This window comes from Corynebacterium confusum (genome assembly GCF_030408715.1).
In the GTDB taxonomy this organism is placed as follows: Bacteria; Actinomycetota; Actinomycetes; order Mycobacteriales; family Mycobacteriaceae; genus Corynebacterium; species Corynebacterium confusum.
This window is the reverse complement of the sequence record NZ_CP047202.1, coordinates 1,701,202-1,720,184: the sequence shown is the minus strand read 5'-3', so window position 1 is coordinate 1,720,184 and position 18,983 is coordinate 1,701,202. Positions and strand designations below refer to the sequence as shown.

The following is an 18,983-nucleotide window of genomic DNA, read 5'->3' as shown; positions in this document are numbered from 1 at the left end:
TCGCTCCTTGCAAAGAAAGTTTCTGAACAACTTGGCATTTTACGGGTCGCGGCCCGCAGATAGCTATTGGCGCTCCGAGGTAGCGGCTGCCGGCTGGCTGTGGGCGGCCTGTGGGCGGTGGCTGGCCGCGCCGCCCGGCGGGGCAGAGGGAAAGCTTCCACCTTTAGGGGCGAACTTTCGGATGATAACCTGCCCACGCGTCTGTGAATTGAGTAACAGGCGAGAAATCGCAGTTAAAGGGCATAATCCGCGGCAGAGGCCGATGACCATGTAACATAATCGCCCGTTACGGTCGCGGGCCAACGTGTCTGCGCGACTGTTCTTGGGATTCGGCTAAGAAATGCGAGCTGGATCCACTATCCTAGACAGATAGGAATGCTCTGAGAGCGTTTAAGAAGTTTGTGTGGACAGAAAGGCAGAACACACGTGGGACAGCGTAATAAGCGCAACCTAGCCCGAAAGGCTGGTCTGGCGGGCGCACTGGCACTGGGTGGCAGTGCTCTCGCAGCCTGTGATGTGCAGGCCCCCGAGGCTGTAAACAAGGTCCTGGGATTCGGCTGGCCGCGGGGCATTACCCCGGAGGCAGAAGCAATGTACAACTTCTGGATCTGGGTCTGGGTTGCTGCGTGGACTATCGGTATCATCATGTGGGGCCTGTTCTTGGTGGCCATCTTCCGGTGGAGTGCCAAGCGGGCCAAGAAGCAGGGTAAGGGCGAGTTCCCGAAGCAGCTGCAGTACAACGTCCCGCTGGAGTTGGTGCTGACGGTTGTCCCGATCATCATCATTACGGCCCTGTTCTTCTTCACGGTCCAGACCCAGCAGAAGGTCACCGCCCTGGATAAGGACCCGAAGGTGACCGTGGACGTGACCGCTTACCAGTGGAACTGGAAGTTCGGCTACGCCGCCGTCGACGGTTCGCTGGCTGGTGGCCAGGACTACGACGGCACCGATGAGGAGAGCAACCGTCTGGCGGAAGAATCCGCCATCGACCCGGAGGGCACCGAGAACGCTAACCCGATTCACGGCAAGTCCAAGGGTGACATCTCCTACCTGAACTTCAATGATATCGAGACCGTTGGTACCACCGAAGAGGTTCCGGTTCTGGTCCTGCCGACCAACACCGCGATTGAGTTCCGCCTGGCTTCCGGCGATGTTTCGCACGGTTTCTGGATTCCGGAGTTCCTGTTCAAGCGCGACGTGTACGCACACCCGGAGAACAACCAGCAGGAGCGCGCTTTCCAGGTGGAGAGTATCGATAAGGAAGGCGCCTTCGTCGGCCGTTGTGCTGAGATGTGCGGTACCTACCACGCGATGATGAACTTCGAGCTGCGTGCCGTTTCCCCGGAGAAGTTCGAGGAGTACATGCAGTACCGTATCGACAACCCGGACGCTCCGAACTCTGAGGCCCTGGCGCACATCGGTGAAGCTCCGTATGCCACCTCGACCCAGCCGTTCAACTCGCAGCGCGACACCCAGGATGGCGACAACTACGTTGACGCCAACGACAAGGCACAGGCATAAGGAGATATTGAACCATGCGTGTAGGTGCAAAAGTCTTTTACGGGATCTTCACATACCTGTTGATCGCCGAAATCGTCTACATCTTCGCCGTCAACTTCGTTAAGGACGACGGCTACCGCCACGGCCCCGAGTGGGCAGGCATGGTCGCCATGGCCCTCGCGGCCCTGCTGGCCCTGATGCTTGCGGTCTACATCCAGTTCACCGATGCCCGCTCCGACGTCCTCCCGGAGGACTGGGAAGAGGCGGAGACCGAGGATTCCGCCGGCATCCTGGGCTTCTTCTCCCCGAGCTCCATCTGGCCGTTCATGATGACCATGGCTATCGCGGTCCTAGGCCTGGGCATCATCTTCATGTACTACTGGATGATTGTTCTGGGCGCCATCATGCTGGTGTGGGCTACCACCAAGCTCTCGCTGCAGTACGGCCTGCCGAAGGAAAAGCACTAGCTTTCAACTGCGCGCCGTAAGCGCCCCGCAGCTTCTTAGACGTCAAGGCCCCGGGTCTCCCACGGAGGGAGGCTCGGGGCCTTCGTCGTATTTAGTTCCAGAAAGTTCCCGCGAATTCCAGAAAAATTTGCCCGCGCAGGAATTTCCTGGGTTTTGCTAACGATGCCGGGGGATAGACCGCCGGCTTCCACCCGGCCATTGGTGCTAAAACCCCTCGTTATAGCGATTTTCGTCTGGGGGTAATACGAAAGTTGCAAGCCTGCGGTTTTGTCGGCGGTGGAACGTGAATTATCTCTCATTCGATTTTTGGCGGAAGTGGTTGCAACCGGACGCGGCTTCGTTCTCGCGGAAATATGCTGCGGTGGGATGTTGCCGCCGGTTGCCGCTTAGGGTCCTTTGACCTGCACGAACGTCGTGATTGGGGAGAGGGTTTGGCGGCGAAGTTAACGTTGCTCAACGGAAGTTGCGCCGGTTTCTGTGTCTTTGCTGATTGCGCGCGGAAAATTTAATAGCGAAAGCGGGGGGAACTAGATGAATTCGAGTCGAGAAACGGCCATACTAATAGGCGTGACGAGCGCAGTTTCTAATCAAGGTATGGCAGCACCACGTGTTGCCGCGCTGAACCGACCCAATATGGTCAGCGTGGGCACCATCGTGTTCCTGTCGCAGGAGTTAATGTTCTTCGCCGGACTGTTCGCGATGTGGTTCACATCCCGGGCTAACGGTCAGGAAGGCGATTGGGCGGAGCACACCGCCCAAATCAACGTGCCTATGGGCTTCCTTATTACGGGCGTCCTGGTGCTTTCCTCCGTGACCTCGCAGTTCGGCGTTTTCGCCGCAGAAAGGGGTGACGTATTCAAGCTTCGGCTCTGGTACTCGGTAACCATCCTCCTAGGCGTTTTGTTCCTGGGCATTATGGCCTTCGAGTGGTACGAGCTGATTCACCACGGTGTTACCGTCCAGGCGAGCGTGTTCGGCTCGGTCTTCTACATTCTGACCGGCTTCCACGCGGCCCACGTGACCGGTGGCCTGTTGAGCTTCGTGGTGATTTTGCTTCGCATTGCCAAGTCCAAGTTCACGCCGGCGCAGGCAACCGCTGCCATGGCGGTGTCTTACTACTGGCACTTTGTGGACGTCGTGTGGATCGGCGTTTTCGTCGTCATCTACCTCGTCCAGTAGGCCGTAGATAGCCGAGCCATCTCGGTCTACAGCCATTCATTTCCGGACACCAGTAACACCAAAGGAAAATGATGGATACCAATCCCAACAACAACGCTTCACCGGTGGGTGAGACCACCGCGGCGGCTGCGGCGAAGAAGACCCGCCGCCGGCGCAAGATGAAGCGCACCCTCGCGGGTGCTTTCGCGCTGACCGTCGGTCTGACGGGTGCCGGCGTTTTGGCTACCGCCCTGACGCCGGACGCTCAGGTCGCCACCGCCCAGAAGGATGACCAAGCCCTGATCCAGGAAGGCAAGGACATCTACGATGTCGCTTGTATTACCTGCCACGGCGCCAACCTGCAGGGCGTCGACCAGCGTGGCCCTTCGCTCATCGGCGTCGGCGCCGGTTCGGTCTACTTCCAGGTTCACTCCGGTCGTATGCCGATGATGTCTAACGACGCCCAGGCGGAGCGCAAGACCCCGCGTTACACCGAGCAGCAGACCCTGGCCCTGGCTGCTTACGTCGCAGCCAACGGTGGGGGACCGGACATCGTCTACAACGATGACGGCACCATCGCTATGGAGTCCCTGCGCGGCGCCAACTACAACGGCCAAATTCAGGCCGAGGACGTCGCCAAGGGGTCTGAGCTGTTCCGTATGAACTGCGCTTCCTGCCACAACTTCACCGGCCAGGGCGGCGCACTGTCCTCCGGTAAGTACGCACCGCCCCTGGATCCTGCCAACGAGCAGGAGATCTACCAGGCCATGCTGACCGGCCCGCAGAACATGCCGAAGTTCTCCGACCGCCAGCTGACCGCTGACGAGAAGAAGGACATCATCGCCTACATCAAGTCTGCTAACGAGACCCCGTCTCCGGCAGGCTGGGACCTGGGCGGTCTCGGCCCGGTTTCTGAAGGCCTGGCAATGTGGATTATCGGCATCACCGCGCTGTGCGCGGCCGCTATGTGGATGGGATCGCGCTCATGAGCAACGTAAATCACAACTACACCGACGCTCAGCTGAAGGGCATGAGCAACGACGAGCTCGCTGCCCTCGGTACTGAGCTGGACGACGTCACTGTCGCCTTCCGTAAGGAGCGCTTCCCGGTCGACGGAGACCCGGCTGAGAAGCGCGCGGCCACCGGCATTGGTATTTGGCTGACGATTTCCATCATCTCGGCCATCGCCTTCTTGGGCGTCTACCTTTTCTGGCCGTGGGAGTTCAAGACCCTGGGTGAAGACGGCCTGATTTGGCACACGCTCTACACCCCGCTGCTGGGTCTGTTCTCCGGTCTGGCAATTATCTGCCTGGGCGTCGCTATTATTCAGTACGTCAAGAAGATCATTCCGGAAGAGATTTCGGTCCAGCGTCGCCACGACGGTCCTTCCGACGAGGTTGACCGCCGCACCCTGACCGCCCTGCTGAACGACTCGTGGAAGACCTCCACTCTGGGTCGCCGCAAGACCTTGATGGGCCTGCTCGGTGGCGCCGGCGTACTCTTCGGCCTGTCGGTTATCGCCCCGCTGGGCGGCGCTATCAAGAACCCGTGGAAGGTTCGTCACGAGATGAACTACATGGGTGACGGCACCCTGTGGACTTCCGGCTGGACCCTGCACGAAAAGGGCGTCAAACTCTACCTAGCTCGCGACACCAGCACCATCGCTGAGATGCACGAGGGCGAGTCCGGCAGCCACTACACCACGAAGGGTCTGGCGCGCCTGGTGCGCGTCCGCCCGGAGGACCTGGCTGCCGGCGGTATGGAGACCGTGTTCCCGTTGGCAGAATCCGACGTTAACGACGGCGACCTGTACGATCCGGAAAAGGACGTCTACGAAAACCACATGCACTCGATCCACGGCAACCGCAACGCGGTCATGCTGATTCGCCTGCGCCACGCAGACGCACAGCGCGCCATCGAGCGCAAGGGTCAGGAAGACTTCCACCACGGTGACTACTACGCCTTCTCCAAGATTTGTACTCACATCGGTTGCCCGACCTCGCTGTACGAGGCTCAGACCAACCGAATCCTGTGCCCGTGCCACCAGTCGCAGTTCGATGCTCTGGAGTACGGCAAGCCGGTCTTCGGCCCGGCCGCCCGTGCTCTGCCGCAGCTGCCGATCACCGTGGACGAAGACGGCTACCTCGTCGCGCAGGGTAACTTCATTGAGCCTGTCGGCCCGGCATTCTGGGAGCGTAAGTCATAATGAGCAATAAACTCGCTGAAATCGGTAACAACATTGATTCGCGGTACACTGCCTCCGGCATGATCCGCACTCAGATCAACAAGGTCTTCCCGACCCACTGGTCCTTCATGCTGGGCGAGATGGCGCTGTACAGCTTCATCATCCTGCTGCTGACCGGTATCTACCTGGCGCTGTTCTTCGACCCGTCGATCAGCAAGGTCATCTACGACGGCGCCTACACCCCGCTCAACGGCGTGGAGATGTCGCGTGCTTACGCGACCGCCTTGGACCTGTCCTTCGAGGTGCGCGGCGGCCTCTTCGTTCGCCAGATGCACCACTGGGCAGCCCTGATGTTCATGATGTCCATGGTCGCGCACATGCTGCGCATCTTCTTCACCGGTGCGTTCCGCCGCCCACGTGAGGCCAACTGGATCATCGGCTGCGCGCTGATTCTGCTGGGCATGGTCGAGGGCTTCCTCGGCTACTCCCTGCCGGACGACCTGCTCTCCGGCGTTGGTCTGCGCATTATGTCCGCCATCATCCTGGGCCTGCCGATCATTGGTACTTGGCTGCACTGGGCCATCTTCGACGGCGACTTCCCGTCTGACCTGATGCTGGATCGTTTCTACATCCTGCACGTGCTGGTCATCCCGGGCATCATCTTGGGCCTGATTGCCGCCCACCTCATCCTGGTCTGGTACCAGAAGCACACCCAATTCCCGGGGCCGGGCCGCGCCGAGAACAACGTCGTTGGCGTCCGCATCATGCCGGTCTTCGCCACCAAGGCGATCGGTATGGGCCTGATGGTCGCCGGCGTCCTGGCTCTGATGTCCGGTCTGCTGACCATTAACGCCATTTGGAACCTGGGGCCGTACAACCCCTCGCAGGTCTCCGCTGGTTCCCAGCCCGATATCTACATGCTGTGGACTGACGGTGTCGCTCGTATTATGCCGGCCTGGGAGCTCTACCTGGGCAGCTACACCATCCCGAGCGCATTCTGGGTAGCCCTGCTCTGTGGCCTGATGGTTGTCCTGCTGTTCGCCTACCCGTTCATCGAGAAGAAGATGACTGGCGACGACGCCCACCACAACCTGCTGCAGCGTCCCCGTGACGTTCCGGTCCGCTCCGGTATCGGTGCCATGGCTATCACCTTCTTCCTGCTGGTGACCATGTCCGGTGGTAACGACCACGTCGCTCACTTCTTTCAGATCTCGCTGAACGCGATGACCTGGCTGGGCCGTATCGGCCTGCTGGTGCTGCCGCCGCTGGCTTACGTCATCACCTACAGGATTTGCGTGAGCCTGCAGCGCTCCGACCGCGAGGTCCTGGAGCACGGCATCGAGACCGGTGTCATCAAGCAGCTGCCGAACGGTGCCTTTATCGAGGTTCATCAGCCGCTGGGCCCGGTCGACGAGCAAGGCCACGCCGTCCCGCTCAAGTACGCCGGCGCCAAGGTTCCGAAGCAGCTCAACGAGCTGGGCCTGGCCGACGCCGAGACCCAGGGCATCTTCTCCTCCGACGAAGAGGGCGTGGTCAAGCGCGTGCACCAGCACCACGCTGACAACGCTGCCGAGGAAGCGGAAATGTTCCGCCGCCTCAACGAGGCCAACCGTCGCGACGACGAGGAAAACGGCCGCTACTAACAGCTGACCATCCTTTAACTAGCGCTCACGAAACCCGCCGCTCCTCACCGGGAGTCCGGCGGGTTTTGTCTTGTCCAGTGCCCGACGATGCCTCCTAGGCCCGCTCGTGCCCCACAGCACGGGGAGGGGGGAGGGCACAGGGACCGTGGGTGCCTATGGGAGGCTCAGTGACCGTCTGACGGCCCCGTGGCTGCGGGGAGGCCAGCGGGGGCTGGATTCTGTTCCTCTATATAGACCTCTAGATAGGCCGCTTTAAGCCGTCCACTCCAAATAGGTCTCTATATAGATAGGTACGTAGAGGAAGCCCTCCTCCTTCATCTGCTTCCGTCTGCTGGTACGCGAGTGAACGGTGGGGCAGGGGAACAGTCCTTCGTAGAACCACTTGAGGGCTCTGCGGTCTTCTTCTGTCGCCCCCATCGGGGTCCAAAATGGGCGGGATTTGAGCCCAAAATAGAGAATGTGAGAAAGCTAACAATACCGATGTGGCTTGATGACGTTCATTGGTTGGGGTGGAGTTTCCTTAAGGTCGATCAGGGTGTCGCGATTTGGCTGTTGCTGCTGGTCATGGTAATCTCGGTCGGGTCGCTTGGCGGCGTGGGGTGCGTGCAAGGCCGGAAAATCTGAGAGTGTCTCAGTCCGATAAACGGGGTATAACGAAACGATTACAACACGACACGCTTTGGTGAATTAGACAGAGTTCGTGATTGTTTCGTAACCTATTCGAGACACAGCGTTGCTCACCGAGCAGCCAGTCCCGAACTAAAGATTTTAAAGCGCCGTATCTGGCCGCTCCCACGAAGAGGGGTGTGGCCGAACGGAGGCCGGCAGTGAAGTTGCTGCCGGTCGACGAACGTTAGGCCCGTCCCCTGGGTCAGAGCCTTACCGAGGTAGACAGAATCCCGGCGAGGTAGGCGCCAAACAAGATTTGGAGTTTTTTCGTGGCTAAGCACCGTCGTCAGACCGCAACCATGACCCGTCGTATCGCGACCACTGCCGTAGTGGCTGCATCCGCCACCGTCGCCGTCCCGGGTGTTGCGAACGCTACCGAGGTAGTTATCCCGAATACCAACTACTCTTTCGATGTCCAGGGCTTGGACCAGGTCCCGAACATTGAGAAGGTTCCGAACATCCAGACCTACGTCCCGTCCCTGGGTGAGGCTCAGAACGTCAACTACAACGCCGCTGCACAGGTTGCTCCGGCACCGGCTAAGTCCGAGGGTCAGAAGGTCGTCGACGCGGCTCGCTCCGTCATCGGCGCACCCTACGGCTGGGGCGCTGCCGGCCCGAACTCCTTCGACTGCTCCGGCCTGACCTCCTGGGCCTACGGCCAGGTTGGCAAGTCCATCCCGCGTACCTCCCAGGCGCAGGCCGCCCAGGGCACCCCGGTCGCCCTGGATCAGCTGCAGCCGGGTGACATCGTTGCCTACTACGGTGGCGCTTCCCACGTCGGTATCTACACCGGCAACGGCACCATCATCGATGCCCTGAACTCCGGCACCCCGGTTCAGGAGCGTCCGCTGGACTACATGCCGATTCACTCGGCCGTCCGTTTCTAGGACTTACCGCAGCCGCTAGTTTGGCTGGCCCCGATCCGCGCGCGGTCGGGGTTTTTCTCTTTTGTCACACCTGTTGCATCTTCGCTACTTTCCCGCTTTAAGGTGGGAAAACAACTTCGCGCCTGACTGGTAAACGCCGGCGGGATGCTCTATAGTTCATTAAGTTAGCTCACTCGTATTTTGACACTGAAGAAAGAGTCCTCGTGCTTGAATATTCTGCGCGGCGCACCCGTTCCGTGCGCCGCATCTCCGGCGGCTGGTTGGCTGCCACCATGGCCGTTGTTCTGGGCGCAGCGGTCCTGAGTCCCGCAGCGGTGGCGCAGGAGGCCGACGGCGCGGACCAGCCCGCCGTCGCAACGGCCGGTGACGACGTTGACTCCCTGCTCGCCGAGATGGGCGAGGTGGCCCAGAAGGTCTCCGCGAAGAGCGAAGAGGTCAAGGAGGCCGAGGACAAGCTCGCCGCCGCAGAAGAGGACACCAACCGCTCCGCCGAGAACGCCCACCGGGCCCAGGAAGAGGCCGCGGCTGCTGATGCTGCCGTCAACCACCAGCGCAGCAACGTCAACGGCATTGCCAAGTCGCGCTACCGCGGCGTCAATATGGACCGCCTGACCGCCACCCTGGCCAGCGGCGACCCGCAAGCGGCCGCGGAGCGCCTCGGCTACCTGGGAGCGATTTCCCGGGACGCCCAGCGCGACCTCGAGACCATGTCCACCAACGCGGACGTCGCCAAGTCCAAGCGCGACGCCGCCGACGCCGCCGTCAAGGAGGCCGAGCGCAAGACCCGCGAGCTTCAGGAGCAAAAGGACCGCCTCGTGCGCGAGCAGGAGGAGCTGGAGAAGCAGAAGGCCTCCATCGAGGAGCGCGTCGACGCCCTGTCCGGCGAGGACCGCGCCCGCTGGGAGGCCCAGTTTGGTGGCTCGTCGCTGTCGCCGGAGGACATCGCCGGTCTGTCCGGCAAGGGCGGGGACGCCGTGGCGGCGGCCCTGTCGAAGATCGGCCGCCCGTACGGCTGGGGCGCCGCCGGCCCCAGCGAGTTCGACTGCTCCGGCCTGATGTTCTGGGCCTACCAGCAAAAGGGCGTGAGCATCCCGCGCACCTCCCAGGCGCAGATCGCCGGCGGCACCAGCGTGAGCATCAACGACCTGCAGCCGGGCGATATCGTCGGCTACTATCCGGGCGTTACCCACGTTGGCATGTACATCGGCGACGGCCAGGTCGTCCACGCCTCGACCTACGGCGTGCCGGTCCAGGTCGTGCCGGTCGACTCCATGCCCATCCAGGGCGCTTCCCGTTACTAAACGCGCGCGGGCTATAGGTACAGTTGGTGCCTATGGCCCGCGTTTTGCTTGTTACCAATGATTTCCCGCCCACCATCGGCGGGATCCAGTCCTACCTGCGGGATTTCCTCGGCACCCTGCCGCCGGACCAGGTCATGGTCTTCGCCTCGACCCAAAACGCCGACGATGCCGCCTCCTACGACCGCGACCTGCCCTACCGGGTGGTGCGCTGGCCCCGCCGGGTCATGCTGCCCACTCCGGCGACGGCCCGCGCCATGCAGGAAATCATCCGCCGCGAGGGCATCGACACGGTCTGGTTCGGCGCCGCCGCCCCGCTGGGGCTGCTCGGCAAGGCCGCCCGCGCCGCCGGTGCCACCCGTGTCATCGTGACCACCCACGGGCACGAGGTCGGTTGGTCGATGCTCCCCGGCGCCCGCCAGGCCCTCCGCCTCATTGGCGCCTCGGCCACGGCCGCGACCTATATCTCTGGCTACACCCTGCGCCGCCTGCGCCCGGCCTTCGGCGCCCAGCTGGACTGGGTCCACCTGCCGTCGGCCGTCAGCACGGACGATTTCCACCCCATCGACGCCGCGGCAACCGCCGCCGCTCGCCGCCGCTACGGCCTGCGCGAGGACGGCCCCGTCGTCGTCTGTGTTTCCCGCCTGGTCCCGCGCAAGGGCCAGGACCAGCTCATCCGCGCCTTCGGCCGGCTCCAGAACCAGCACCCCGACGCCCAGCTGCTCATCGTCGGCCGCGGCCGTTACCGCGCCAGCCTCGAGGCGCTGGCTGGCATGTACTTCCCGGACACGCACTTCGCCGAGGCCGCCGATACCGCCGACCTCAACGCCGCCTTGGCCGCCGCCGACATCTTTGCCATGCCCGCCCGCACGCGCGGAGGTGGGCTCGACGTGGAGGGGCTGGGCATCGTCTACCTCGAGGCCCAAGCCGCGGGCGTGCCCGTCATCGCGGGCGATTCCGGCGGCGCGCCGGAGACGGTCACGCAGGACACGGGCATCGTTGTGCGCGGGTCAAGCGTCGGCGAACTGACCCGCGCCCTCGATACTTTGTTGTCGAATCCGCAGCGCCGGCAGGAGATGGGACAGGCCGGGCGCGCGTACGTGCAGCAGGAATGGACGTGGGAGGTCATGGGCGCGCGTCTGCGCCGTCTGCTTCGATGTGACCGCTAAGGGGGAGGGGGTATATCCTAGACTGCATGTCGAAAGCCTTTCCCGCCCCCTCGTCTGCAGAGGCGGAGTCCTCGCAGCCGTTGACTATCGGCATGGATATTGGGGGCACCAACCTGCGCGCCGGCGTGATTACGTCCGCCGGGCAGCTCATCGATAGCGTCAGCGTCCCCACCCCCAGCACCGCCGACGGGCTCGAAGACGCGCTTGTCGATGCCGTCCGCCGACTCCAGGACACCCACCGCATCCAAGCCGTGGGCCTGGCAGTGGCTGGGTTCATCGACCCAGACTGCGAGGTGGTGCGATTCGCGCCGCACCTGCCGTGGCGCAACGCGCCGGTGCGGCGTCGGATGGAAGACCGGCTGGGGCTGCCGGTGCGCCTCGAACACGACGCGAACTCCGCGGCGTGGGGCGAGTGGCGCTTCGGGGCCGGGCAGCACGCCCGCGACTGGGTCTTTTTCTCCGTGGGCACCGGGATCGGCGCGACGTTGATGACGCAGGAGATCATCTACCGCGGCGCCTTTGGCACCGCCCCGGAGTTCGGCCACCTCGTGGTCGTGCCGGGCGGGCGCCAGTGCTCGTGCGGCAAGCGCGGCTGCCTGGAGCGCTACGCCTCGGGTACCGCGCTGACCGACACCGCCAACGAGCTGCGCCCGGACTATTCCACCACCTTGCCCGCGAATCCCTCGGGCGAAGAGATCGCCGCCGCCGCCCGCGCGGGCGACGCGCTGGGCATTGCCGTCATGGAGGATCTGGGCAGCTGGCTTGGCCAGGGCCTCTCGATCGTGGCCGACGTCCTTGACCCGGAGCTCATTGTTCTGGGCGGGGGAGTCAGCAAGGACGCTGATCTCTACCTCGACACGGCGCGCGAGTTCATGGCCCGCGACATCGTCGGCGCGGGGCATCGCCCCGTGGCGGAGGTCCTTACCGCCAGCCTGGGATCGGCAGCAGGTATGATCGGGGTGGGAGATTTGGCCCTGCGCCAGGCGGACATAGTTCACGAGGAAAGTTAGACGATGCACAATAAATGGTATTGGGCCTTTAAGAATATTTTCTTCGGCCCGGCGCTGCGGCTATGGAACCGACCCTGGTCGCGCGGCATGGACAACATCCCGGTCACCGGGCCCGCCATCTTAGCGTCCACCCACCAGGCCGTGATGGATTCCTTCTACTTTCCGCTGCTGTGCCCGCGGCAGATTATCTTTCTCGCCAAATCGGAATACTTCACTACGCCCGGGCTCGTCGGCCGCGTGCAGAAGTGGTTCTTCAGCTCGGTGGGGCAGATGCCCATCGAGCGCAACGCCGAGTCCGCTAGCGCGGGCATGCTGATCTCTGCCAAGCGGATCCTCGGCAACGGCGATCTGTTTGGCATCTACCCGGAGGGCACGCGCTCGCCGGACGGCCGCGTGTACAAGGGGCGCACCGGCATGGCCCGGGTGGCCATGGCCACCGGCGAGCCGGTTATCCCGATCGGCATGATCGGCAGTCGCGACGCCAACCCCATCGGCACCTGGATCCCACGGCCTAAGCGTGTCGGCATGGTGGTGGGCGAGCCCATCGACCCCATCGCCTGGGCCCGCGACAACGACCTAGACCCCGAGTCCCACGAGGCCGCCCGCGCCTTCACCGACTTCATCATGCACCGCCTGGCGGAGATGGTGGACCAGCCCTACGTAGACGCCTACGCCTCCGAGGTCAAAGAATCCCTGGCCGCCGGGAACGGTTACCCGGAGGGCACGGAGCCTTCGTCGCCGCAGTCGGGGGTGGCTTAGAAGTTTTGCCTTCTCCCGCCGCCTCCCAAAGGTTGGCCTGGCCCGATGTCGCGAAGGGGATTTCGATCATCGGCGTGGTGGTACTGCATATCACCATCAGCGTCCCAGATGCCCGTCTGACCTGGATTTTTACCGCAAACACCTGGCTGGACCCGCTGCGTATGCCGCTGTTTTTCTTGGTCAGCGGCTATTTTTCGAAAAAGATCTTTCACTACAGCCTGTGGGAACTGTTCAGCCGCCGCCTCTGGTTTTTCATCGTGCCCTATTGCATCTGGGTACCCGTCGAGCTGTGGACCAACAGCGTCCATTACTCCATAGTCTTCGGCAACGAGCCGCGCACCTTCGCCGACTACGCCAGCTCGCTATTGCTAGGCCACAACATGGGCTGGTTCCTGCACGCGCTGGTACTGTTTAACCTCTACCTGTGGGCGGTTCGCCGCCTGCCGCGCTGGGCCGCCATTGCCGGCTCGCTTATTCCCATCCTCTTTTTGGGATGGCACGAGGAGGTTTACGTCGTCGGCAAGGCGTTGATGTACCTGCCCATCTTCGTCATCGGAGCTTTCTACCGCCAGTGGATCACCGCCTTCGCCGAGCTCATCGATGCCCCCTTACGCCACGCCTTCACTGCCCGCGTGCGCCCGCCCAAGTACGCGGTTCTCAAGGCCATCGCGCCGGTACTTGGCAGCGCCGGCGGCTACGTGGCCGGCTACAGTCTGGTCCGCTGGTGGAATGGCATCAAGGACTCGGACATCGTGGTGGATTGGTACCTACCCGGGGCCGAGTGGCTCGGCGGGGCGGAGCTGTGGTTGCTGGTGCGCTTAGGCCAGCACCTGCTGATGTTCCCGGCCGCCATCGCGGGCGCGGTCCTGTTGTCCTACGTGCCGGGCGTATCCCACCTGTTGCGCTTTATCGGGCGGCACACGTTGCCGGTCTACCTGGGCCACCCCATCGCACTGACCCTGGGCTTCGGGCTGCTGACCGCCAACCACCCAGTCGAGATCATGATCGACGGCGCGTGGCCGTGGGAGAACACCTGGTTCTGGATTCTTTACTGCTTGGGCATCTCCGTCGTCGGGGCGCTGGCGCTGTGGGCCTTGAGCAAGGTGCCCGTGCTGGGCTGGTCGATGAAACCGCCGCAGATATACCGCGGCGCCACCAGCGCGCACAGCGCGACCACCCAGGACAGCCAGAAATAGTCGTTGCCGGGGATGGCTTGCCACAGGCTCCATTCCAGTTCCTGGTTCTGGGTGTTGGGAACCAGCCAGTGCCCGCGGGCGAACAGCACCAGCCACAGCAGCCCGGCCAGCCAGACGCTCCGCGGTACGAGCGCGGTGACGTAGGCCGCCAGCAGCACCAGCCACACGTAGTGGTGGGACCAGGACACCGGCGAGGCCAGCAGGGACAGCTGGGCCGCAATCAGGATCATCGGCACCATACCGCCGGCGCGGACGCGGTAGACCGCCGCCCCACAGACCAGGATGATGACGACGACGCCCGCCAGCCACCAGTCGCCGGCCCCAACGCGTTCGAGGAAGCCGCGTAGCGACTGGTTCGACGAATAAGCCAGGCCCCCGATGCGCTCCGAGTCCCGCAGCGTCGACAACCAGTAGTCCCGTGAGCTCGCTGGGGCGGAGACAAAGCCCACCCCGACCCAGGCGATGGAGGCCCCCGCGGTGGTCGCTAGCGCGCGCCATTCCCGCCGGGCGAAGTAGATCAGCACGAAGACCGCGGGGGTCAGTTTGATGCTAATCGCCAGGCCTAGAAGCACGCCGCGCAGGCGGCGGGGCAGGACCAGAAAGTCCACCAGCACTATGAGGGCGAGCAGGATGTTGATTTGGCCGAAGCTGAAGTTCTCGGTGATGGGCTCGGCCAGCGCCGCGGGCACCATGCACCAGGCGGCCCACGTCGCCGCCGCGTCTTTTTTGAGCGGCCGCAGCACCAGCCACAGGCACACCCACAGCCCGGCCCACGATGCCACCGTCCAGACCACCGAGACCACCGGCAGGCTGGCGATGTTGAGAGCCGAGAAGATGGCCGCCGCCAGCGGCGGGTAGGTAAACGGCAGGATCATCCCGCTGGAGACCTGGTAGTCCTGCGCGTAGAGGTGCTCGCCCGCCAGCCAGGCCTGGCCGCCGGCGCGGTAGACGTCGAGATCGATGTGGTAGTACGGCCGCAGTATGCCCTCGCTGAGGAATAAAGGCGCATCGATAAGCCAGAAGATGCTGAGCGCGAACGAGATGATGAGCGGGATCCAGGCGGGAATGCGCCGTACGACTGAAGCGAGCACGCAACGTAGTCTACCCCGCGCGAGGACCTGTCTAGCCAAGGACTAGAATCAATACTCGTGCGATACTTCTACGACACCGAATTCATCGAGGACGGCCGGACAATAGAGCTGGTCTCCATCGGTATTGTCGCGGAAGACGGGCGCGAGTACTACGCCGTGTCGACGGAGTTCGACCCGCAGCTGGCCAACGCCTGGGTGCGCGAGAACGTGCTCGACAAATTGCCCTCGCCCCACGATGCCGTGTGGAAGCCCGTCCACACCATCCGGGAGGAAGTCTACGGATTTTTATGCAGCGCGAAAACGCCGCCCGAACTGTGGGCGTGGGTGGGCGCCTACGACCACGTGGTGCTCGCGCAGTTGTGGGGCGACATGGCGGGGCTGCCCAAGCGGCTGCCGCGGTACACGCGAGAACTCAAGCAGTACTGGGAGTTTGCCGGCCGCCCGAAGCTGCCGGCAATGCCGGCGGGCAACCACGACGCCCTCGTGGACGCGCGCCACAACCTGGCCAAGTTCAACATCTGCCAGAAGGCGCTGCCACTGACCAAGGGTAATCGGATTACTAAGTAAACCGTAACTATCATCCGACCGATGAACGTGGTTAAATCGGGGTGTGAGTTGGACAATTGATATCCCGAATGAAGCCCTGCCCGATCTTCCCCCGTTGCCGGATGGCATCGAGGAGAAGTTTCGGGACGTCGTAGACCGCCCTGCCAAGCAGCAGCCGTCGTGGGACCAGGCCCAGGCGGACAACGTGCGCAAGATCTTGGAGTCGGTCCCGCCTATCGTCGTGCCGCCGGAGATCGAGTCTCTGAAGCGCAAGCTCGCGTCGGTTGCCACCGGCAAGGCCTTTTTGCTCCAGGGCGGCGACTGCGCCGAGACCTTCGAGTCCAACACCGAGCCGCACATCCGCGGCAACATCAAGACCCTCCTGCAGATGGCCGTCGTGCTGACCTACGGCGCGTCGACGCCGGTGGTGAAGCTCGCGCGTATCGCGGGCCAGTACGCCAAGCCGCGCTCCGCGGACCGCGACGGTAATGGGCTGCTGAATTACCGCGGCGACATCGTCAACGGTGTGGAGCCGACCGAGGAGGCCCGCCGCCACGACCCGGCCCGCATGGTTCGCGCCTACGCCAACTCTTCGGCGGCGATGAACCTGGTGCGCTCGTTGACCTCGTCGGGCACGGCGGACCTGTACTCGCTGCACGAGTGGAACCGCGAGTTCGTCTCCAACTCCCGCGCCGGCGCCCGCTACGAGGCCCTGGCCAACGAGATCGAGGCCGGGCTGAACTTCATGAGCGCCTGCGGCGTCAACGACGACACCCTGCGCTCGGCCGACATCTACTGCTCGCATGAAGCTCTGCTCAAGGACTACGAGCGCGGCATGCTGCGCCTGGGCCAGGACGACCGCGGCCACACCAAGCTCTACGATCTGTCCGCCCACCAGGTGTGGGTCGGCGAGCGCACCCGCGGACTGGAGGACTTCCACGTCAACTTCGCGGCACTAATCGGTAACCCGGTCGGCATCAAGCTGGGGCCGGGGATTACGCCAGAGGAGGCCGTGGAATACGCGGAGAAGCTCGACCCGCTGCGCGAGCCGGGCCACCTGACCATGATCGCCCGCATGGGCCACGACAAGGTGCGCAGCGTGCTGCCGCCGGTTATCAAGGCCGTCGAGGAGTCCGGGCACAAGGTCGTCTGGCAGTCCGACCCGATGCACGGCAACACCTTCACCGCGTCCAACGGCTACAAGACCCGCCACTTCGACAAGATTCTGGACGAGGTGCAGGGCTTCTTCGAGGTGCACCGCGAGCTGGGCACTCACCCGGGCGGCATCCACCTGGAGTTCACCGGCGAGGACGTTACCGAGTGCCTGGGCGGCGCCGAGGACATCACCGACGTCGACCTGCCGGGCCGCTACGAGTCCGCCGTGGACCCGCGCCTGAACACGCAGCAGTCGCTGGAGCTATCCTTCCTGGTGGCGGAGATGCTGCGGAACCAGGGGCGACATCGCTAGTAGGTGCGCCAGAAAATCGGGGTGCCGGCGTAGTAGCCGGACCCGAACCACCAGGCCGCCAGCCCGACGCCGCCGGCGAGCACAGCAGCGACGATAAGAAATAGCGTCAACGGAACCCACGAACGGTTGGTCAGCAGCCGCTCAGTGGGTTCTTCTTCTGCCGTGCGGGCCATCGGGGCGGCCTGGGGGCGCTGCTGCGGCACCGGCGCCGGTTGCGCCGGTTGCATGGGCTGCTCCGGCTGGGGCGCGGGCATCGGCTGCGGGGCGTGGTCGACGCGGGTCTCGAAGCTGAGCGGCTCGCGGCGGTACTGCTCGGTCGCCGCCTCGGCCGCGGGGTTGCCTACGATGCGCGTTTCCGCCTCCGCGTCCGAGACGTCGAGGTCCTCGGGCGGCTCGGATTTTTCGAAGACCCCGGTGGCGGCGAAGACCGCCGTGCCGGACATGTCCGTGGGCTGGGCCGCGGTGCGGGCGGCGGCGGAATCCTGGGGGACGGGCACGGTGTAGGTTTGCAGGCCCAGCTCCTGGGAGACATCGTCAAGCGCAGCGAGGAATTCGCCCGCGTCCGCGAAGCGGCCCTGCGGATCGCGGGCGGTGGCGGAGGCGACGAGGGCATCGAAAAGCGGGGGAATGCCAGCGATGCGCTCGCTCGGCGCCACCACATCCTCCTGAAGGCGGGCCAGGGCATGCGCCAGGGCGGTCTCGCCCTGGAAGGGGACGGTGCCGGTGAGGAGCTCGAACAGGACGATGCCGGCCGAGTAGATGTCCGTGGCCGGCGTGATGGGGGAGCCGTCGACCTGCTCGGGGGCCAGGTAGGAAACCGTGCCGACGATCTTGTCGGAGGTCGCCTGCTGCGCGCTGGTGGAGCGGACCAGGCCGAAATCGCCGAGCATCACGCGGTGATCCGAGTTGATGAGGACGTTGTCCGGTTTGATGTCGCGGTGGATGAGGCCCTTGTTGTGGACGGCGTTCAGGCCGGCGAGCACCGCGCGCATGATGCCGGCGGCCGCGTAGGGCGGCAGGGGGCCGCGCTCGGCGAGCAGCTCGCGTAGCGTGCCGCCGGTGATGAGCTCCATGATGAGGAACATGGGGTCGCCGTCTGCGGAGAAGTCGTACACGCCGACCAGGTTCGGGTGGGCGAGCTGGGCCATCGCCTTGGCCTCGCGCTCGAAGCGGCGGGTAAAGACGGGGTCGTCCACGAACTCCGCGTGCATGACCTTGGCGGCGACGGCACGGCCCAAGCGCAGGTCCACGCAGCGGTAGACCGTGGACATCCCACCGCGGGCGATGGGGCGGTCCACCCGGTACCGGTTCTCCAGCACGTCACCAATTTCTAACCGACTCATAAATTCCAGTATGGCCGAAAGCCCAGAGAATGTGCACACCGGCTACAGTAGAGTGCCGTGACTAGTATGGATGAATCTCTGGAAACCCTGCTCCGCGACGAACCGATGCTGACCCTGCCGCAGGTTGCCGACAAGCTCGGCATCGCGGTGACGCGCGTGCACGACCTGCTGAATGCGAAAAAGATCATCGCCTGGCGTAGCGGCGATAAGAAGCTGGTCCCCGCGGCCTTCTTCAACGACAAGGACGCCATTAGCAAGTTCGTTTCGGGCGCTATCACCGTGCTGTCCGATGGCGGTTACAGCGAGGACGAGATCCTTCGCCACCTCTTCACCGAGGACGAGTCCCTGCCGGGGCGGCCCATCGACGGCCTGCACGGGCACCTCGCGCGCGAGGTAATCCGCCGCGCGCAGGCTTCGGCCTTCTAAGGCACGCCGAGTAGGCGCTACGGACGTGGTCCGTGGCGCCTTTTCGCGTCTTTTGGCTGGGCTTTGCTTGTGGCCCGGCAGTCGTGGGATTGGCTGGTCTTTCCTTACAGCTCGGTTGGTTTTATGCCAGCCCCGCGGCGGGTTTTATGCCCGCCGCCCCCGTGTCAG

The 18,983-nt window shown here is 63.8% G+C and carries 16 protein-coding genes and 1 pseudogene; 15 read left to right on the top strand and 2 right to left on the bottom strand.

What is annotated here, in order from left to right; translation table 11 throughout:
- Positions 1-426 precede the first annotated feature (426 nt).
- The 12 genes and pseudogenes from ctaC to CCONF_RS07990 form a co-directional block, all read left to right on the top strand.
- Entirely contained in the window at positions 427-1,521 is a 1,095-nt protein-coding gene (gene ctaC, locus CCONF_RS08045; protein WP_290222508.1) for an aa3-type cytochrome oxidase subunit II, read from the top strand.
- Between the two features lie 14 nt (positions 1,522-1,535).
- Complete coding sequence (gene ctaF, locus CCONF_RS08040) at positions 1,536-1,967, top strand: aa3-type cytochrome oxidase subunit IV (protein ID WP_290222506.1); 432 nt, start codon at positions 1,536-1,538, stop codon at positions 1,965-1,967.
- Between the two features lie 567 nt (positions 1,968-2,534).
- Positions 2,535-3,146 (top strand): aa3-type cytochrome oxidase subunit III, encoded by a 612-nt coding sequence (gene ctaE / locus CCONF_RS08035; protein ID WP_435384069.1) that lies wholly within the window; start codon positions 2,535-2,537, stop codon positions 3,144-3,146.
- A 68-nt stretch (positions 3,147-3,214) separates the two neighbouring features.
- Positions 3,215-4,114 carry a cytochrome bc1 complex diheme cytochrome c subunit gene (gene qcrC / locus CCONF_RS08030; RefSeq protein ID WP_290222502.1) on the top strand — a complete coding sequence of 300 codons (900 nt, stop codon included), beginning with the start codon at positions 3,215-3,217 and terminating at the stop codon, positions 4,112-4,114.
- Positions 4,111-5,331, top strand: a complete 1,221-nt coding sequence (qcrA, locus tag CCONF_RS08025; RefSeq protein ID WP_290222500.1) for a cytochrome bc1 complex Rieske iron-sulfur subunit — start codon at positions 4,111-4,113, stop codon at positions 5,329-5,331. The genes qcrC and qcrA overlap by 4 nt, the downstream gene beginning before the upstream one ends.
- Entirely contained in the window at positions 5,331-6,953 is a 1,623-nt protein-coding gene (gene qcrB / locus CCONF_RS08020; protein ID WP_290222498.1) for a cytochrome bc1 complex cytochrome b subunit, read from the top strand. The genes qcrA and qcrB overlap by 1 nt, the downstream gene beginning before the upstream one ends.
- Positions 6,954-7,891: 938 nt before the next feature.
- Positions 7,892-8,509 (top strand): C40 family peptidase, encoded by a 618-nt coding sequence (locus CCONF_RS08015; RefSeq protein WP_290222494.1) that lies wholly within the window; start codon positions 7,892-7,894, stop codon positions 8,507-8,509.
- Positions 8,510-8,712: 203 nt separating this feature from the next.
- On the top strand, positions 8,713-9,810 hold the full coding sequence (locus CCONF_RS08010) for a C40 family peptidase (protein WP_290222491.1): 1,098 nt from the start codon (positions 8,713-8,715) through the stop codon (positions 9,808-9,810).
- Between the two features lie 32 nt (positions 9,811-9,842).
- The gene (locus CCONF_RS08005; protein ID WP_290222489.1) at positions 9,843-10,976 is read left to right on the top strand and encodes a glycosyltransferase family 4 protein; all 1,134 of its coding nucleotides are present in this window, start codon (positions 9,843-9,845) and stop codon (positions 10,974-10,976) included.
- 26 nt (positions 10,977-11,002) lie between these two features.
- Positions 11,003-11,986 (top strand): ROK family protein, encoded by a 984-nt coding sequence (locus CCONF_RS08000; protein WP_290222488.1) that lies wholly within the window; start codon positions 11,003-11,005, stop codon positions 11,984-11,986.
- A 3-nt stretch (positions 11,987-11,989) separates the two neighbouring features.
- Positions 11,990-12,745 (top strand): lysophospholipid acyltransferase family protein, encoded by a 756-nt coding sequence (locus tag CCONF_RS07995; protein WP_290222486.1) that lies wholly within the window; start codon positions 11,990-11,992, stop codon positions 12,743-12,745.
- A gap of 74 nt (positions 12,746-12,819) precedes the next feature.
- A pseudogene (locus tag CCONF_RS07990) lies at positions 12,820-13,767 on the top strand (hypothetical protein); the annotation flags it as partial.
- Between the two features lie 26 nt (positions 13,768-13,793).
- Here CCONF_RS07990 and CCONF_RS07985 read toward each other — a convergent pair.
- On the bottom strand, positions 13,794-15,032 hold the full coding sequence (locus CCONF_RS07985) for a glycosyltransferase 87 family protein (protein ID WP_290222484.1): 1,239 nt from the start codon (positions 15,030-15,032) through the stop codon (positions 13,794-13,796).
- Positions 15,033-15,089: 57 nt separating this feature from the next.
- Between CCONF_RS07985 and CCONF_RS07980 the strand changes: the two genes are divergently transcribed.
- A complete protein-coding gene (locus tag CCONF_RS07980; protein ID WP_290222482.1) occupies positions 15,090-15,599 on the top strand; it encodes a polyadenylate-specific 3'-exoribonuclease AS in 510 nt (169 codons plus the stop codon).
- Between the two features lie 43 nt (positions 15,600-15,642).
- Entirely contained in the window at positions 15,643-17,046 is a 1,404-nt protein-coding gene (locus tag CCONF_RS07975) for a class II 3-deoxy-7-phosphoheptulonate synthase (protein WP_290222480.1), read from the top strand.
- On the opposite strand, the gene CCONF_RS07970 is transcribed toward CCONF_RS07975, so the two are convergent.
- Positions 17,043-18,389 carry a protein kinase domain-containing protein gene (locus CCONF_RS07970; RefSeq protein ID WP_290222478.1) on the bottom strand — a complete coding sequence of 449 codons (1,347 nt, stop codon included), beginning with the start codon at positions 18,387-18,389 and terminating at the stop codon, positions 17,043-17,045. The two genes, CCONF_RS07975 and CCONF_RS07970, sit on opposite strands and share 4 nt — an antisense overlap.
- Before the next feature lie 66 nt (positions 18,390-18,455).
- Between CCONF_RS07970 and CCONF_RS07965 the strand changes: the two genes are divergently transcribed.
- On the top strand, positions 18,456-18,815 hold the full coding sequence (locus CCONF_RS07965; RefSeq protein ID WP_290226356.1) for an Rv2175c family DNA-binding protein: 360 nt from the start codon (positions 18,456-18,458) through the stop codon (positions 18,813-18,815).
- The last annotated feature ends 168 nt before the right edge of the window (positions 18,816-18,983 follow it).

Bases quoted from the DNA above. Each gene is read 5' to 3' on its own strand.
- ctaF (WP_290222506.1), top strand. From the start codon at position 1,536: ATGCGTGTAGGTGCAAAAGTCTTTTACGGGATCTTCACATACCTGTTG.
- qcrC (WP_290222502.1), top strand. From the start codon at position 3,215: ATGATGGATACCAATCCCAACAACAACGCTTCACCGGTGGGTGAGACC.
- qcrA (WP_290222500.1), top strand. From the start codon at position 4,111: ATGAGCAACGTAAATCACAACTACACCGACGCTCAGCTGAAGGGCATG.
- qcrB (WP_290222498.1), top strand. From the start codon at position 5,331: ATGAGCAATAAACTCGCTGAAATCGGTAACAACATTGATTCGCGGTAC.
- CCONF_RS08005 (WP_290222489.1), top strand. From the start codon at position 9,843: ATGGCCCGCGTTTTGCTTGTTACCAATGATTTCCCGCCCACCATCGGC.
- CCONF_RS08000 (WP_290222488.1), top strand. From the start codon at position 11,003: ATGTCGAAAGCCTTTCCCGCCCCCTCGTCTGCAGAGGCGGAGTCCTCG.
- CCONF_RS07995 (WP_290222486.1), top strand. From the start codon at position 11,990: ATGCACAATAAATGGTATTGGGCCTTTAAGAATATTTTCTTCGGCCCG.
- CCONF_RS07970 (WP_290222478.1), bottom strand. From the start codon at position 18,389: ATGAGTCGGTTAGAAATTGGTGACGTGCTGGAGAACCGGTACCGGGTG.
- CCONF_RS07965 (WP_290226356.1), top strand. From the start codon at position 18,456: ATGGATGAATCTCTGGAAACCCTGCTCCGCGACGAACCGATGCTGACC.